14 protein-coding genes and 3 tRNA genes are annotated in these 16,559 nt (G+C 35.7%); 14 read left to right on the top strand and 3 right to left on the bottom strand.

Annotation, left to right across the window (positions count from 1 at the left end):
• The first annotated feature begins 16 nt into the window (after nt 1-16).
• From murQ to HCX49_RS16175, 9 genes are all read left to right on the top strand, one after another.
• The gene (murQ, locus tag HCX49_RS16215; protein ID WP_132769378.1) at nt 17-829 is read left to right on the top strand and encodes an N-acetylmuramic acid 6-phosphate etherase; all 813 of its coding nucleotides are present in this window, start codon (nt 17-19) and stop codon (nt 827-829) included.
• 30 nt (nt 830-859) lie between these two features.
• The gene (locus HCX49_RS16210) at nt 860-2,350 is read left to right on the top strand and encodes a sodium:solute symporter (RefSeq protein ID WP_132769376.1); all 1,491 of its coding nucleotides are present in this window, start codon (nt 860-862) and stop codon (nt 2,348-2,350) included.
• Between the two features lie 69 nt (nt 2,351-2,419).
• Nucleotides 2,420-3,235, top strand: a complete 816-nt coding sequence (locus HCX49_RS16205; RefSeq protein WP_132769374.1) for a purine-nucleoside phosphorylase — start codon at nt 2,420-2,422, stop codon at nt 3,233-3,235.
• A gap of 28 nt (nt 3,236-3,263) precedes the next feature.
• The gene (locus HCX49_RS16200; protein ID WP_132769372.1) at nt 3,264-5,252 is read left to right on the top strand and encodes a putative porin; all 1,989 of its coding nucleotides are present in this window, start codon (nt 3,264-3,266) and stop codon (nt 5,250-5,252) included.
• Nucleotides 5,253-5,438: 186 nt separating this feature from the next.
• A tRNA-Val gene (locus HCX49_RS16195) sits at nt 5,439-5,513 on the top strand.
• A 30-nt stretch (nt 5,514-5,543) separates the two neighbouring features.
• A tRNA-Val gene (locus HCX49_RS16190) sits at nt 5,544-5,618 on the top strand.
• Between the two features lie 114 nt (nt 5,619-5,732).
• Nucleotides 5,733-5,807 (top strand) — tRNA-Val (locus HCX49_RS16185).
• A 46-nt stretch (nt 5,808-5,853) separates the two neighbouring features.
• A complete protein-coding gene (locus tag HCX49_RS16180) occupies nt 5,854-6,099 on the top strand; it encodes a GIY-YIG nuclease family protein (RefSeq protein ID WP_132769370.1) in 246 nt (81 codons plus the stop codon).
• A 271-nt stretch (nt 6,100-6,370) separates the two neighbouring features.
• Entirely contained in the window at nt 6,371-9,304 is a 2,934-nt protein-coding gene (locus HCX49_RS16175) for a M16 family metallopeptidase (protein ID WP_132769368.1), read from the top strand.
• A 43-nt stretch (nt 9,305-9,347) separates the two neighbouring features.
• On the opposite strand, the gene HCX49_RS16170 is transcribed toward HCX49_RS16175, so the two are convergent.
• Nucleotides 9,348-10,070, bottom strand: coding sequence for a DUF1080 domain-containing protein (locus tag HCX49_RS16170; RefSeq protein ID WP_165905862.1), 723 nt, complete (start codon nt 10,068-10,070; stop codon nt 9,348-9,350).
• Nucleotides 10,071-10,170: 100 nt separating this feature from the next.
• On the bottom strand, nt 10,171-10,692 hold the full coding sequence (locus HCX49_RS16165) for an NADPH-dependent FMN reductase (RefSeq protein WP_132769364.1): 522 nt from the start codon (nt 10,690-10,692) through the stop codon (nt 10,171-10,173).
• A gap of 228 nt (nt 10,693-10,920) precedes the next feature.
• On the opposite strand from HCX49_RS16165, the gene HCX49_RS16160 reads away from it, so the two are divergent.
• The 5 genes from HCX49_RS16160 (at nt 10,921) to lepB (ending at nt 15,733) form a co-directional block, all read left to right on the top strand.
• Nucleotides 10,921-11,718: a ParA family protein gene (locus HCX49_RS16160; RefSeq protein ID WP_132769363.1), complete on the top strand. Its 798-nt coding sequence runs from the start codon at nt 10,921-10,923 to the stop codon at nt 11,716-11,718.
• A gap of 1 nt (nt 11,719) precedes the next feature.
• Nucleotides 11,720-12,646 (top strand): ParB/RepB/Spo0J family partition protein, encoded by a 927-nt coding sequence (locus HCX49_RS16155; protein ID WP_021188018.1) that lies wholly within the window; start codon nt 11,720-11,722, stop codon nt 12,644-12,646.
• 1 nt (nt 12,647) lies between these two features.
• Complete coding sequence (locus HCX49_RS16150) at nt 12,648-13,370, top strand: DUF5683 domain-containing protein (RefSeq protein WP_132769361.1); 723 nt, start codon at nt 12,648-12,650, stop codon at nt 13,368-13,370.
• Nucleotides 13,371-13,454: 84 nt separating this feature from the next.
• Complete coding sequence (dapB, locus tag HCX49_RS16145; protein ID WP_132769359.1) at nt 13,455-14,201, top strand: 4-hydroxy-tetrahydrodipicolinate reductase; 747 nt, start codon at nt 13,455-13,457, stop codon at nt 14,199-14,201.
• Nucleotides 14,202-14,308: 107 nt separating this feature from the next.
• Nucleotides 14,309-15,733 carry a signal peptidase I gene (lepB, locus tag HCX49_RS16140; protein WP_132769357.1) on the top strand — a complete coding sequence of 475 codons (1,425 nt, stop codon included), beginning with the start codon at nt 14,309-14,311 and terminating at the stop codon, nt 15,731-15,733.
• Between the two features lie 45 nt (nt 15,734-15,778).
• Here lepB and HCX49_RS16135 read toward each other — a convergent pair whose 3' ends face one another.
• Nucleotides 15,779-16,495, bottom strand: coding sequence for a pyridoxine 5'-phosphate synthase (locus tag HCX49_RS16135; protein WP_021188016.1), 717 nt, complete (start codon nt 16,493-16,495; stop codon nt 15,779-15,781).
• Nucleotides 16,496-16,559: the final 64 nt, after the last annotated feature.

Raw genomic sequence — 16,559 nt, 5'->3', positions numbered from 1 at the left:
TAATATAGAAGATAGGATGATAAATACAACCGAAAAAGAATCGCATTACCAGGATTTAGAAAAAATGACTGTTTTGGAGTTGTTGACGAATATTAATAACGAAGATAAGACCGTTCCGATGGCTGTTGAAAAAGCTATTCCGCAGATAGAGGCGTTGGTTAATGAGTGTGTGGCTAAGATGAAAAATGGGGGACGTGTTTTTTATATCGGTGCTGGTACAAGTGGACGACTAGGTGTTTTGGATGCATCAGAATGTCCTCCAACTTATGGTGTTCCATTTGATTGGATTATCGGAATGATTGCAGGAGGAGATACGGCTATCCGAAAAGCAGTTGAATTTGCCGAAGATGATACAGAACAGGCCTGGAAGGACTTGACTGAATATAGTATCAATAAAACGGATGTTGTTATCGGTATTGCCGCATCAGGAACGACTCCTTATGTAGTTGGAGGTTTACAAGCTGCCAATGCCGCGGGATTAGCAACAGGCTGTATCGTTTGTAATAGTGGTTCTCCTATAGCAAAAGAAGCGCAATTACCTGTGGAAGTTGTGGTTGGACCTGAGTTTGTTACAGGTTCTACACGTATGAAAGCAGGGACTGCTCAAAAATTAGTACTGAATATGCTAAGTACCTCCATTATGATCCAATTGGGACGTGTGCAGGGAAATAAAATGGTCGACATGCAATTATCTAATCATAAATTAGTGGCTCGCGGGGTCCGTATTATTATGGATGAAACGAATGCAACGGAAGCTGAAGCGACAGAATTATTGGAAAAATTTGGTCATGTGCGCCAAGCAATAGAGGCATATCAAGAAACACACTAAACACTAAATCACCTATTATAAAACAAACTTATGTCACCAATAATTTTATTATCATTTTTGGTGGTCTACTTTGCTGTTTTACTTGCCGTAGCGCATTTTACTTCAAAGGGATCATCAGATAACTCCACTTTTTTTGTGGCTAATCGCAATTCGAAATGGTATATGGTTGCCTTTGGAATGATTGGTACTGCATTGTCAGGAGTGACTTTTATTTCAGTACCGGGAGCAGTTGGTGCTTCAGAATTTAGCTACTTTCAGTTTGTACTCGGAAATGCCGTTGGTTTTATTATCATCGCATATGTCTTGTTACCGCTATATTATAGGATGAACCTAACTTCTATTTACACCTATTTAGAAGAACGTTTTGGTCATACAACCTATAAAACAGGAGCAGCTATTTTTTTAATTTCAAGAACGATTGGTTCTGCCTTTCGTCTTTACTTGGTTGCTATTGTATTGCAACATTTTATTTTTGACGCTTGGAATATTCCTTTTGTAGTTACAGTTGTCATCTGTCTGTTGTTAATTTGGCTTTATACAAATAAAGGCGGGTTGAAGACAATTATTGTTACAGATACACTGCAAACAACATTTTTGATAACAGCGGTTATTCTTTCCATCTACTTTATGGCTAAAGGACTAAACTTTGGAATTGTTGATACTTTCGAAGCAGTTAAAGAAAGTAGCTATTCTAAAATATTCTTTTTGGATGATTTTGTTGGTAGCAAAGCTAATTTTTGGAAACAATTTCTAGGGGGGATTTTTGTAACCATTGCCATGACAGGATTAGACCAGGATCTGATGCAGAAGAACCTCTCCATGGGAACAATCAAAGAGGCTCAAAAGAATATGATTACCTTTACCAGTGTATTTGTGGTGATCAATATTTTCTTTTTAGCAGTTGGAGCACTGCTCTATATCTATGCAGAGAAAAATGGAATTGATATCAGTCAGCTCGCTACTCGTGATTATTTATATCCTGAAATTGCTTTAAATCATTTGGCTATTCTTCCGGCAATAATTTTTATGATGGGATTGACGGCAGCTACATTTGCAACTACTGACTCAGCATTAACTGCTTTGACGACTTCGTATTGTATTGATTTCCTAAATTTCAATAAAAAAGAGAATCCAAATGATCCTGTATTGGTTAAGCAACGCAATTATGTACATTTTGGCTTTTCTATTGTTATGTTATTGGTGATTTTAGTATTCAAATTAATCAATGATGATTCGGTCGTAAACGCAATCTTTACAGCTGCAAGTTACACATATGGTCCATTGTTGGGACTCTTTGTTGTAGGTATTGCTACAAAATACGCAGTTAAAGACAAACTAGTGCCTTTCATTTGTGTTATATCACCAGCTATTTTGTATATTTTGAAAACTTATGTAATAGAAGTTTATACGCCGTATGTAATCGGTTTAGACTTGATCATTATCAATGGTTTTATAACATTCTTATTGTTGATTTTAACTTCTCCGGGTAAAGCCTCCGATAGAGCGCTTTCACATAATTAAAAAAAGTTAAGTGATTTGTACGTGCAAAAAAATTAAGTTAAGTTTGATTAAATTAGTTTTTTTGCACGTATGTATCAATTGATAGAAGAAACCGCTGGATTTATCCGCAAGAAAATAGGCGATTTTCAGCCTGAATTTGGAATAATACTAGGTACTGGATTGGGTAAGTTGGTCGATGAGATCGACGTCCAGTATTCATTGATGTATTCCAATATCCCCAACTTTCCCATTTCTACAGTTGAATTTCATTCCGGTAAATTGATATTCGGTACGCTGAATGGTCGTAGGGTTGTAGCGATGCAGGGTAGACTTCATTATTATGAAGGCTACAATATGAAAGAAATTACATTTCCAATCCGTATCATGAAAGTCTTGGGCATTCAGAAGCTCTTTGTTTCAAATGCCTCAGGATCTTTAAACCCTAATATTCTTAAAGGTGATTTGGGTATTATTTCCGATCACATTAATTTGTTGCCAGATAATCCGCTACGTGGTTCAAACTTAGCCGCATTCGGTCCACGTTTTCCTGATATGAGTCAACCCTATAACCGTGAAATGGTAAAGCAAGGTTTAGACATTGCTGTCCACAAAGAAATTAGGGCGCATGAGGTTGTATATGTAGCCGCCCCGGGACCAAATTTGGAAACTAAAGCCGAGTATCGTTACATGAGATTGATTGGTGGTGATATTGTAGGGATGAGTACTGTGCCTGAAGTTATTGTCGCTAATCATATGGATATACCTGTTTTTGCGATCTCTGTGATTACTGATGAGGGTTTTCATGATCATCTGCAACCTGTTTCTTTGCAGGATATCGTAGATATAGCAGCAAAAGCTGAACCAAAGATGACGTTAATTTTGAAAGAATTAATAGCTTTGCAATAGTTTTTAAACAATACTAGTTCAAATATTAATGAAGGTGACCCTGCGCTTATTAGCGATTTTTTGTTGTATTCTTGGTTTTGTAAATCAAGTTCAAGCACAAAGTAATGATGAATGGAGTAGTGCTTTAGATTCTGCTAGGGCAAAAGAGGATGCAAAACAGGATTCTGTTATTTTGTCTGCTAAATATATTCGATATACAACATTGGATATGATGAAAAAAGGAACCTACACCGTTCAAATAGATACATCACATCGTAATTTTCAATATTACAATAAACAGAATTTACCAGGGAATCCGAGTATCAATTTAGGCTCCTACGGTTTGGCAACGCGTGACCTATTATTTCAACCTAGTAAAACGATAGGTTTTCAAAGTGGATTTCATAGCTTGGAGCGGACCTTATACAGACCGGATTCTATTCAATATTTTAGGGCCCGTGCTAGATTTTCGGAACTTTATGCTGTAGGTTTTTTCTTTGATGATCAAGTGTTTCGTGCTAGACTTGCACAAAATATAAATCCAAGACTTAATATAGGTGGAGAATTTCATGCAACAAGAGCAGATGGATATTATACCAATCAGAAGTATTCCGATATCAAATCGGCTTTATTTGCTTGGTACGAGTCCGAAAATCACCGCTATAATTTGTTGACAAATTTAGTGTTTAATAAACTTGATGCTTCAGAGAATGGTTCGATTTTATCAGATAATATATTCAAAGATAAAGAAAAACAATCGTCCGATCGTTACCCCGTAAGATTACAGGGGCAAGGAGACAATAGACCTCGAAATGAATGGCGTGATAATTCATTCTTCCTTCGTCAATCGATGTTTCTTGGTCATCTTGATACCGTTGATGCAGGTAAGTCTACGATGCAGATTTACCCTACAAATAGTGTTGCACATAATAGTTCTGTACGGATTCAGAAATATAATTTTTTTAAAAATGAAACCGATGCTAATGGTGCTTTCCCCTATGGCTCTTCCAGATTAACGCAGGATACAACGGAAATTACTTCTATTTCAAATGAATTTGAATATAGCTTTTACTTGAGGGGAAAATCTATTTTTAAAAATGAAGCGAAATTAAATGTTGCTTTTCAACATGATATGTATTGGTATTCCGATAGTGGTGTCAATAACAGATTTTATCAAAATGGTATGCTAAAGGGGGAGCTGGGGTATAAGTTCTCAGATCGAGTCAATCTGACAGGTAAAGTCAATCAGATAGTGATGGGTCATAATTTTGGTGATTATCTTTATGAAGCAAAAGCCGACTTTTTATTAAGTTCTAATGTTGGTAAAATTACGCTTTCGGCTTATTCGCAGAATAAATCACCAGAAATGGTGTTTAATCGAATGAATTATACGTACCATCAATGGGAGCGGGATCTTAATAAAACAAAAACACAAAATCTAGCTTTTCAGTATAGCAATCCAAAAATTGGGTTCAATGGAAAGGTTGAATACTTTTTAATGGATAACTATCTTTATTTTAAAGAGATTGATAATCCGCAAAATGATCCACGTCTGGCTAAATTAATTGAACCGGCGCAATTAGGATCTGTTAATCTATTAAAGGTTTCAGTAGGACAAAAGTTCAAGTTTAGTAAATTTACCTTGGATAACTTAATTGTATATCAAAAAACAGATCAGCAGGAAACACTTGCAACTCCTGAAATATATACCTGGCATAGTTTGTATTACAGCAATGTGCTTTATAAGGTGGTTGATTTCAACATTGGAGTTGATGCACGTTTCAACACTCCGTTTACAACACCATCTTATTCAATTAATGCAAGTCAGTTTTATAATGATAATGCAGGGATTAAATTTTCGACTTATCCTATATTTGATGCGTGGGCTACAGCAAACATACAACGCGTGACACTTTTTATCAGTTGTAATTTTGTAAACCAATATTTGGGCATGCCAAAAGGCTATTATACTGTTCGTCGTTATCCGATGAATGATGCGAATATAAGATTTGGTGTTTCTTGGAAATTCTATGACTAAAAATATTGAAAATTATATGCGTGGCTTCTAGTGGATTGCGTTTTTAAGCGTAAAAAACTTTTGAAATAATTTTGAGAGTCGAAATTTTGCAGTACATTTGCATACGCAATTAGGGAAAGGTATTATATACCAAGAACTAAAGCGGAGAATTAGCTCAGCTAATTTATTGAAAGTCTGAAAAAAAATGGAGAATTAGCTCAGCTGGTTCAGAGCATCTGCCTTACAAGCAGAGGGTCACTGGTTCGAACCCAGTATTCTCCACACAAACAGAAGTGTTTCAAAATACTTAATGGAGAATTAGCTCAGCTGGTTCAGAGCATCTGCCTTACAAGCAGAGGGTCACTGGTTCGAACCCAGTATTCTCCACACAAACAGAAGTGTTTCAAAATACTTAAATGTGAATTGGCTCAGCTGGTTCAGAGCATCCCTATATATCGGGAGTGGTCACTGACAAATGAGATGGTTCATTGAAAGAAAAAAGGAGAATTAGCTCAGCTGGTTCAGAGCATCTGCCTTACAAGCAGAGGGTCACTGGTTCGAACCCAGTATTCTCCACATCAAAGCATCGATTTATCGATGCTTTTTTTATTTACCCCTTTTTATGTATTTCCTATATATTTTATATTCGTTAAGCTGTGACCGGTATTATATCGGTGTTTCTTCAGATGTTGAGGGGCGACTTCGCAGGCATAACGCTGTTTATAAAAAAGGTTTTACCGGTAGAGCTCAGGATTGGGAGGTTGTATACCAGGAAGAATATGGCTCTAAGCATGATGCTTTGATTAGGGAAACGCTTATTAAATCTTGGAAAAGCCGTTTAAAAATCGAAGAATTGATTCGTGTCTAGTACGCTGGTTCAGATCATCCCGATACATCGGGAGTGGTCACTGGTTCGAACCCAGTATTCTGCACATCAAAGCATCGATTTATCGATGCTTTTTTTATTTACTCCTTTTTATGTTTCCTTTATATTTTATCGAAGCTAAATTGATCTAGCTGATTGCTTTCGCAATTGAAATTTACCTCATAGTAGTGTTGTCATTTTAAAGATGTTCAAACACGATGAGTTTTCATATAAACATTTATATATTTGATTGTATTATATAAACTTATTAGAAATGAATTTAAAATCTATTTCGGTAATAGCTTTTGTGTTCTTATCACACGTAACAATTTTTGCACAGGTGAAAAAGTATGATTGGAAAGAAGCAAACGAGGGTGGGTATACGTATCGTTACGTAACCAATGATCCTACAAATTCGCGTTTTTATACATTAAAAAACGGTCTTACAGTTATTTTGAGCCCTTCTAAAAAGGTACCTCGTATTCAGGCCTATATTGCAACGAAAGCAGGTAGTAAAACTGATCCTTCAGATCACACAGGCTTAGCACATTATTTAGAGCACATGCTTTTTAAAGGGACTGATAAGTTTGGATCAAAAGATTGGGCAAAGGAAAAACCATTACTGGATCAGATCGATGGTTTATATGAACAGTATAACTCCACTAAGGATGAAGCCAAGCGTAAAGAAATTTATAAGCAGATCGATCAGGTTTCTGGCGAGGCAGCAAAATATGCTATTGCTAATGAATACGATAAATTGATGAGTGAGATGGGGGCTGAAGGGACAAATGCCTTCACTTCTTTTGAACAGACTGTCTATACTGAGGATATTCCCAATAATGTCATCGATAAGTTTCTGGCTGTACAAGCAGAGCGTTTTCGTAATCCTATATTAAGATTGTTTCATACAGAATTAGAAGCTGTTTACGAAGAGAAGAATAGAGGTTTGGATAATGATGGACGTAAATCTGTAGAAGCCATGTTTGAGGCGATGTTTCCAAATAATAATTATGGAAAACAGACAACTATCGGTACGGTTGAACATTTGAAGAACCCGTCTTTGAAAGCGATTCGTGAATATTTTAATACGTATTATGTCCCTAATAATATGGGGGTAATTATGTCTGGTGACTTTGATCCAAATGAAGTAGTAAAGAAAATCGATCAGGCGTTCAGTTATATGAAACCGAAAGAAATTCCAGCCTATACTTTTGATGCTGAAAAAGACATCAAACAACCAATTGTAAGAGAGGTTAAAGGTCCAGAATCGGAATTTCTATTTTTAGGTTTCCGTTTCCCCGGTGCATCTACAAAAGATGCTCAAATGTTAAATTTGCTCGGAAATATGCTTACAAATGGTTCAGCTGGATTAATTGATTTAGATTTAGTGAAATCTCAAAAGTTATTGGGAGCAGGGGCTTTTCCATATGTATTAAAAGATTATTCGATGTTGATCATGCAGGCTAATCCAAGTCAAGGTCAATCTTTAGATGATGTGAAATCTTTGATTTTAGGAGAATTGGATAAGCTGCGTAAAGGTGATTTTTCTGACGACCTGATTACTTCCATTGTAAATAACGAAAAGAAATCAGAAATTTCACGAAATGAAAGCTATAGTAATCGTGCTGAGGAGTTAATGGATGCCTTTACTTCTGGAGTTGATTGGTCGACAGAATTGAGTTATTCAGATAACTTAACTAAAATCACGAAGAAAGATATTATGGATTTTGCTACAAAATATCTGAATGATAATAATTATGTAGTGGTCTATAAACGTAAGGGCATTGACGATAGCATTGTAAAAGTAGAGAAACCTCCTATTACGCCTGTAGTTGTAAATCGTGACGATCAATCACTTTTTCTAAAAACTATTGCTGCAATGCCTGAAAGCAAAATTGCACCTGTCTGGTTAGATTATACTAAAGATGTACAAAAGACTACCTTAAAAGGTCTTGATGTGATCGCAGTGCAAAATAAAGATAACGCATTGTTTAGTTTAACTTATCGTTACGAGATGGGGAAATGGAATAATAAGTTATTAAGTATTGCCGCAGATTATTTAGAATTCTTAGGTACTAAAGAAAAAACCAGTGAAGATTTCAGCAAGGCGTTTTATAAGTTGGCCTCAGATTTTTCAGTGTCTTCAGGTAATGAAGAAACACGTATTAATATTTCAGGATTAAATGAAAATTTTGAACAAACAGTTGAGCTGATTCAAGATTTATTAAAAAATAGTGTTGGTGATCAAGAAGCATTGGAAGCTTATATCGGTCGTTTGAAGAAATCAAGAACAAATGCTAAAGAAAATAAGAACTTGATCATGGAAGGATTGAGGTCATATGCAAAATATGGAGCTAAAAATCCTTTTAATAATGTTTTGACAGATCAAGAGTTGGATGCGATCAAAGCATCGGACTTAGTTGCTATTTTACACGAGCTGGCAAATACAAAACATCAAATATTATATTACGGGCCTAAGACCACCAGTCAATTGGTTGCTACTCTTAAACCTTTAAATTCAAATACCAATTTTGCTACAGTTCAGAAAGCAAATACTTTTGAAGAATTGCCTACCCCTAAAAATCAAGTGTTGTTTACTAATTTTGATATGAAGCAGGCGGAAGTATTCTGGTTTAGAAATTCTGAAGTGTATAATTCAAAATATAGTCCTACTGTCGCATTATTTAATATGTATTTTGGTGGTGGTATGGGAAGTATCGTATTTCAAACGATTCGAGAATCTAAAGCTTTAGCTTATTCTACTTATGCTAATTTTGCTTCTCCTGTTAAAAAGGAAAATCATTATTCGGTAGGCGCATATGTCGGTACACAGGCCGATAAATTTAATGAAGCTGTTGTCGGTATGAATGAACTATTAAATGATTTACCTGATGCTCCAAAAGCTTTGGATATTGCTAAAGTTAGTTTAGTAAAATCATTGGCTAGTGACCGAATTACAAATGCAAATATTTTATCAAATTATCTAAGTGCACAGCGGTTGGGACTTACTTCAGATATCCGTAAAGATGTTTATGAACAAGCACCAAAATTAAGTTTTACAGACCTAAAAGCTTTTCATAATAAAGAAATGAGTCGTAAACCTTATGTTTATTGTATTGTTGCAAAAGATGAAAATATAAAAATGGAGGATCTGCAAAAACTTGGAGAAGTTAAGAAATTAACATTGCAAGAGTTGTTCGGATATTAATCTGATTTAAAAAATAAGAGCAGGATTACCTGCTCTTATTTTTTTATAATACCTTAATTTTGATGTTACGAAAAGAAACTTCATCAGTATGGTTTTGTAAGGCAATTTTTCCTTTTTGGAATTTACCGAAATCTGGATAGTTCTTCATATTGGTACCAGCGACAAGATCTTTCCATTCCTGGGTGTTGGTTTCGTTTTCGAATGTTAACTTCCCATTTAACCAAAAGCTTACTTTTCCCTTGTTCTGTACAATTCTAGATTGATTCCATTCGTTGTAGGGATTAGGTTTTGAATTGGATCCTATGCCCTTTATTGCGTACAACGATCCAGCCCAATGTGTTGAATCTGTTTGATGCCGCGGTTCCGCATTGGCATTATCTAAAAGTTGCATTTCAAGTCCTGTAACAAATGTAGCGTCATATTTTGGATCCTCTTGAACATCTATAAATACGCCGCTATTGCCACCTTTGGCAACTTTCCAATCAAATTTTAAGTCAAAGTCTTGAAAAGTTTCATTCGAAACTAAATCTCCAAATACACCAGTTTTAACAGTGGGGTCGCAAAGTATAGCATCATCTTTTACCACCCATTTAGAGGGTTGATTCCCTTGGTTGTAAATATGCCAATTGTTAATATCTTTTCCGTTAAAGAGAAGTTGCCAACCCTCTTCTTTTTCGATTGCACTTAGCGTATTATGTTCTGTAGTTTGTTTGCAAGACCATAGTAAGCCAATGGATAATAGGAGGTATGTAATTTTTAATTTCATATGATTAAGTTTTGGGCAAAATACAAATATTTGCGCTTTTATTGAATTAAAACACAAGAGCCAATGCGTGTAAGCATTGGCTCTTGTGTTTTGTAAATTTTTAAAAATGAATAAGTTCATCTATTTGTTCATGAATGGCATTCCTTGTTTCAATATGCACAAATGTATTTTCTTCGCTTATTTCATTTTGAATATGAGGTAAAAAAATTTTTAATGGTAAAACATGCATACGTAAGTAATTACATATTCCGGTTAGATGATCTATCCCTCTTAAATTACCATAGCGTCCCGATGAAATACCAACAAGAGCCGCTTTTTTATGGCAGAAGCTAATTGGGAAAGTACAGGCGTCAATGAAGACCTTGAGTACGCCTGGTATACTGCCATTATACTCTGGTGTGATAAAAATAAATTTATCGGCTTCAGATACCAACTGTTGTATCTTTTTAAACTGGTCACTTCGTTGACCATATAAATCTGAGACTATAATATCTGCAGGTAGATTTGTTAAAGGTAGTATTTGACAGCTTTCACCGCTTTTTTGTATGTAATCTTGATAGTATTGTGCAACTTTTAGCGTCTTACTTTTGGGTCGATTCGTCCCCGAAATTATTAAAATCATTGTCTAGTTGTAACTTATAAAAACCCAAGGAACAAAGTGGATGTATATCCTGATTTTTTGTATCTTAGCATCTTGAGGATCTATTCCTTTAGATGCTTTCAAAAGTAAGAAATATGCATGATTTAAGTGTTTTTTTGCGTGGAAGAATTTATGAATGAACAGAATAATCCTTTTTTGTGACTTTAGGGGAACAAAATGACATTTTATAAAGAAAGAATTTCATTCGAAATGGGTAAAATTATATCAATTGCAAATCAAAAGGGTGGTGTTGGTAAGACGACAACATCAATCAATCTGGCAGCTAGTTTAGCTGTTTTAGAATATAAAACCTTATTGGTTGACGCTGATCCACAAGCAAACTCTACTTCTGGAATTGGATTTGATCCAAGAACCATTAAAGAAAGTATCTATGAGTGTCTGGTAAATGATCTAGATCCACGTGATGCTATTCAAGCTACTGAAACTCCTAATTTAGACTTATTACCTGCTCATATTGACCTGGTAGGTGCTGAGATCGAAATGATTAATATGCACGAACGTGAGTATAAGATGAAAAAAATCTTAGATCAGGTAAAGGATGATTATGATTTTATCATTATTGACTGCTCTCCTTCACTAGGTTTAATTACGATTAATGCTTTATCGGCTTCAAATTCAGTTGTAATTCCTGTTCAATGTGAATATTTTGCATTAGAAGGGCTAGGCAAGTTGTTGAATACAATTAAAATTGTTCAGACACGTTTAAATACTAGTTTGGAAATAGAAGGTATTTTATTGACCATGTACGATGTGCGATTACGTTTGTCTAATCAAGTTGTAGAGGAAGTTAAGACACATTTTACTGATTTGGTATTTGAAACGATTATCCAGCGAAATACGCGATTAAGTGAGGCGCCAAGTTTTGGTATTTCTGTGATTATGCACGATGCATCCTGTAAAGGTGCAATCAACTATTTAAATTTGGCCAGAGAAATTTTACATAAGAACGGACATCTAAAAGAATTAGATTCAACAGTTACAATATAATATGGCAGCACAACAGCGAAAAACAGGTCTAGGAAGAGGATTAGGTGCCTTATTAAACGATAGTGCCGATATCCCTGAAAGAAATTCGGAGGTAGAAACATCCCGGGTAGAATCTGCTACAAAATCAAAAGAATCTGGCAATATTAGTACAGTTAATGTGGATACGATAGAAATGAATCCATTTCAACCCCGTACTGATTTTGATCCACAAGCGCTACAGGAACTGTCTGAATCGATCTTATTGCAAGGTTTAATTCAACCTATTACTGTTAGAAAAATTGGTGAGAATGCCTACCAGTTGATTTCTGGAGAACGCAGATACCGTGCATCAAAATTAGCTGGTATTACCGAAATTCCGGCATATATCCGGACAGCGAATGACCAACAGATGTTGGAAATGGCACTGATTGAAAACATTCAACGTGAAAATCTAAATGCGATTGAAGTAGCATTAAGTTTTCAACGGATGATTGAAGAGTGTAATTTGAAGCAAGAAGAATTGGGAGAACGTGTAAGTAAAAACCGTTCTACCGTAACCAATTATTTACGCTTATTGAAATTGCCTCCTGTTATTCAAGCAGCGATCCGTGATGGAGAGTTAACGATGGGACATGCACGTGCGCTAATTAATGTGGGAGAGGTAGATAAGCAATTGTATATCTTTAAATTGATCGTTGACTTAGGATTGTCTGTTCGCAAGGCAGAAGAATTGGTGCGGGAGATTCAAAATGGCAATAAAAAGAAAGCACAAAAAGATAAGAATGTACCTAAATCATTTCAGTTTCAAAAGATTGAAGATGATCTGGCATCTAAATTTTCATCTCAGGTTAAGTTAAATTTGAAAAGTGCAAAAGGAAAAGGTGCGATCGAAATTCCTTTTGAGTCTGAAGATGATCTGAGCCGTATTCTGGAATTATTAGACTGGTAAGATGTATAAAATAATCAGTTTATTCTGTTCTATATTTATCTTTTTTGCTGCGCAGGCACAGAAAGTTGATACAAAGGATAAAGTTGCTTTAAAAACAGTTACAGCAACAGATTCAACGAAAAAAGTATCGGCAGTGCAGGATACAACAAAAAAAGAGAGCCGTAGGGAACGAAAAAAAAGAGAGAAGGCTGAAGAAGAAGCAAAAACACCCAAAATCTTTAAAGATTCAACACGTCTTGCTATTGAAGCCAAAACCGTTACCGCATGGAAGCGATCTTTAGTTTTGCCAGGATGGGGTCAATATACCAATAAGGGATTATGGTGGATCAAGGTTCCTGTAATTTATGGAGGATTTGCAACCACGGTACTTGTCTTTGACTTTAACAACCGTTTTTATAAAGAACTTCTTGATGAACTTGATTATCGTTTTGAATTTAATCAGAAGAAAAATCCGTTGTATTTTAACGCTTCAGATCAAGGTCTTATCAGTGCAAAAGATTATGCACGGCGTAATCGAGATTTAATGGTGCTTTTAACTGTGGGGTTATACGGGTTGAATGTGGTTGAAGCCTATGTGGACTCAATGCTAAAGAATCGATGGAGTGTAAGTTCTGAAAAGGTCGCATTTTCCATTAGGCCAACTGTACTTCAGGGCCCATCAAATAGTTTTGCATTTAATGCCGTTCCAACTATGGGACTGAAATTATCCATGAAAATAAAATAAAAATTATATAACTTAAAGCTGTATTTGTGCGCTGTCGCATAGATTTATTTGGTCTTCTTTATTTAAATATGATCTGAAATAGATATGAAAATAGTATTATTCGGCTACGGAAAAATGGGCCAAATCATAGAAAAATTTGCTCAAAAGAGGGGGCATGAAATTCATTTGATCGTCAATAGCGAAAATCGTAATCTCATTACAGTGGATGAACTGGTTGGTGCAGATGTTGCAATTGACTTTGGTGTTCCACAGGCAGCGATAGCTAATATGGAACTTTGCTTAGAAGCAAATCTTCCGATTGTAATGGGTACAACAGGCTGGTATGAACATCTTGATACGATCAAGGAGAAATGTCTCTCTGTGGATGGGTCTATCTTATATGGTTCTAATTTTTCGATCGGTGTAAATATCTTTTTTCATATCAATAAGATGTTGGCGAGAGCAATTCAGCCTTATAAAGCTTACGATGTACAGGTTGAGGAAATTCATCATATCCACAAATTGGACGCACCAAGTGGAACTGCTATTACAATAGCGGAGGGTATCCTGAACAATAGCGACACTAAAACTTCCTGGGTTAATTCTGTCGTTGGCGATGGAGAAGAGGAGGTTATTCCGAAAGCAGATCAATTGCTAATAGAGAGTCATCGTATTGAAGAAGTTCCAGGAACTCATACTGTTGTATATAGTTCTGAAGTGGATCAAATTGAATTTAAGCATACAGCACACAGTCGTGATGGTTTTGCTTTAGGTTCAGTAATTGCTGCTGAATGGTTATTTGGAAAGCAAGGATTCTATCAGGTGACAGAAATGTTTGATTTTAATCGGTAACTAAGTTGCCGATTTTGCATTAAAAAATAAGGATTCTGTAACGAATCCATAGTCTATTATACTAATTGAAATATTAGATTATTAAACAATAAAATTTTAAGAAGCTTATGTGGTATATTATTTTTGCGGTCTTAACAGTAGTTGCTCATTACGGGCTTTGGAAATTATTTGTTAAGGCAGGAAGACCGGGATGGGAAGCATTAGTTCCTTTTTATCGGGAATATGTGATGGCTCAATTGACAGGTCGTGCAAAATGGATTGTTGTTCTTTTGCTAGTTCCAATCGTAAATATTTTTATTTTCTATGGATTGTATTTGGACCTTATAAAGGCATTTGGGAAAAGAAGATTCTGGGAAAATACGGCAGCAGTTTTAGCTCCTTTTATTGTATTGCCTCTTTGGGGTAACGATCCTCTAGTAAAGTATTTAGGAAATCCAAATTCAGAGGAATTTAAAAAGAAATATTTTTATAAAAAATCAATGGCCCGCGAATGGGCAGATGCGATTGTTTTTGCAACAGTTGCAGCATCCTTAATTCGTGGTTTTTTGATTGAAGCGTATATGATTCCAACTGGATCCATGGAGCGAACATTGTTAGTCGGTGATTTCTTGTTCGTTAGTAAGTTGAATTATGGGCCTCGTATTCCAATGACACCTTTGGCATTTCCTTTTGCTCATCATACGATGCCGCTAACAGGCGGAAAAGCTTATTCCGAACTGATCGAACTTCCTTATAAACGTTTACCTGGTTTTCAGGATATCAAAAGAAATGATGTCGTAGTATTCAATTATCCTATGGAAGCCGATGCTCCTTACAACAGACCCGTTGATAAACGTGAAAACTACATCAAGCGTTGTGTAGGGATGCCTGGAGATGAAGTTTCAATGGCAAATGCAGTATTTTTTGTAAATGGTAAGCCTGGTTTTAATCCGCCAGAAGGACAATTAGATTATATTGTAGTAACGGATCAATCTGGTTTGGATCTGCGTGTGATGAAAGAAAAACGATTAGAAATGTCTGATACCGGACAACCTAACATTTATCAAGTTTTTATGACAGCAGATGAGGCTGCAATGGTCAAAGGTTGGATAAATGTAAAGGAAGTTGTTCCCAATATTCGTAAAGCTGGAGAAAATGAAGATGGAACTTTTCCTCATGTTGCATCTCTGAACTGGAATTTTGACAATTTTGGTCCTATTAAAGTTCCGAGTAAAGGATGGACAGTTCAATTAGATAGTGCAACAATGCCACTATATGAACGTGCAATCACTGTTTATGAAGGTAATAAATTAGAAAATAAGTCTGATGGTATTTATATTAATGGTGTAAAAGCTAATTCTTATACTTTCAAAATGAATTATTACTGGATGATGGGTGATAATAGACACAATTCATTAGATTCTAGAGGATGGGGTTTCGTGCCGGAAGATCATATAGTGGGTAAAGCATTATTTACCTGGTTAAGTCTTGATGAATTGGGATCGGGACTATCGAAAATAAGATGGAATAGAATATTCAAAGGAATAGAATAAACATAACAACAAAAGAGGCTTAACATTTGTAAAGCCTCTTTTGTTTTATTTAAGTGCGTTTAAGTATCTTTTTATCGTTTCTTCTAAGCCTAAGTACAGGGCATCAGCAATTAGAGCATGTCCTATGCTTACTTCTAACAATCCGGGAATATGTTCGTTAAAGTAAGTTAGGTTATTTAAATCTAAATCATGACCAGCATTAATGCCTAATCCTACCTCTCTCGCTTTTAATGCGGCATGAAAATAAGGTTTGATCGCTTCATCTCTTTCATCTAAGAATGCTTGAGCATATGACTCTGTATAAAGCTCAATTCGGTCAGTACCCGTTTCTGCTGCTGCCTCAACCATATCTTCATCTGGATCCACAAAAATAGAAACTCGAATACCTTGATCTTTAAATAGTTTGCACATATCAGTCAGATATGCCTTATTTTTAATAGTATCCCAACCATGATTCGAAGTAATCTGTCCCTCCGCATCAGGAACTAATGTTACCTGAGCAGGTTTGTTCGCCAAAACAAGATCTATAAATTTTTGTTCCTGACAATTACCTTCAATATTTAATTCTGTTTGAATATTGGCTTTTAAGTCAAAAACATCTGCATAACGGATGTGGCGTTCGTCAGGTCTTGGATGTACAGTAATTCCATTTGCACCAAAACGTTCACAGGCTAGAGCAGCTGCTAATACATTTGGATTATTTCCGCCACGAGAATTACGTAGGGTAGCAATTTTATTGATGTTTACAGATAATGCAGTCATGTTGATTTCAATCTTTAAAGTAAAAATACAAAACAATTTGCATGCTTACTCATATTAGCAACAA

The sequence above is a fragment of the Sphingobacterium sp. B16(2022) genome, assembly GCF_012030425.1.
GTDB classification, from domain to species: Bacteria; Bacteroidota; Bacteroidia; order Sphingobacteriales; family Sphingobacteriaceae; genus Sphingobacterium; species Sphingobacterium anhuiense.
Note: the sequence above shows the minus strand (reverse complement) of the source record. Positions and strands in the feature narration are given on the sequence as shown.

Excerpts from the sequence above, each read along its gene's own strand:
- murQ (WP_132769378.1), top strand. The coding sequence starts at position 17 with ATGATAAATACAACCGAAAAAGAATCGCATTACCAGGATTTAGAAAAA.
- HCX49_RS16210 (WP_132769376.1), top strand. The coding sequence starts at position 860 with ATGTCACCAATAATTTTATTATCATTTTTGGTGGTCTACTTTGCTGTT.
- HCX49_RS16205 (WP_132769374.1), top strand. The coding sequence starts at position 2,420 with ATGTATCAATTGATAGAAGAAACCGCTGGATTTATCCGCAAGAAAATA.
- HCX49_RS16200 (WP_132769372.1), top strand. The coding sequence starts at position 3,264 with ATGAAGGTGACCCTGCGCTTATTAGCGATTTTTTGTTGTATTCTTGGT.
- HCX49_RS16180 (WP_132769370.1), top strand. The coding sequence starts at position 5,854 with ATGTATTTCCTATATATTTTATATTCGTTAAGCTGTGACCGGTATTAT.
- HCX49_RS16175 (WP_132769368.1), top strand. The coding sequence starts at position 6,371 with ATGAATTTAAAATCTATTTCGGTAATAGCTTTTGTGTTCTTATCACAC.
- HCX49_RS16170 (WP_165905862.1), bottom strand. The coding sequence starts at position 10,070 with ATGAAATTAAAAATTACATACCTCCTATTATCCATTGGCTTACTATGG.
- HCX49_RS16165 (WP_132769364.1), bottom strand. The coding sequence starts at position 10,692 with ATGATTTTAATAATTTCGGGGACGAATCGACCCAAAAGTAAGACGCTA.
- HCX49_RS16160 (WP_132769363.1), top strand. The coding sequence starts at position 10,921 with ATGGGTAAAATTATATCAATTGCAAATCAAAAGGGTGGTGTTGGTAAG.
- HCX49_RS16155 (WP_021188018.1), top strand. The coding sequence starts at position 11,720 with ATGGCAGCACAACAGCGAAAAACAGGTCTAGGAAGAGGATTAGGTGCC.
- HCX49_RS16150 (WP_132769361.1), top strand. The coding sequence starts at position 12,648 with ATGTATAAAATAATCAGTTTATTCTGTTCTATATTTATCTTTTTTGCT.
- dapB (WP_132769359.1), top strand. The coding sequence starts at position 13,455 with ATGAAAATAGTATTATTCGGCTACGGAAAAATGGGCCAAATCATAGAA.
- lepB (WP_132769357.1), top strand. The coding sequence starts at position 14,309 with ATGTGGTATATTATTTTTGCGGTCTTAACAGTAGTTGCTCATTACGGG.
- HCX49_RS16135 (WP_021188016.1), bottom strand. The coding sequence starts at position 16,495 with ATGACTGCATTATCTGTAAACATCAATAAAATTGCTACCCTACGTAAT.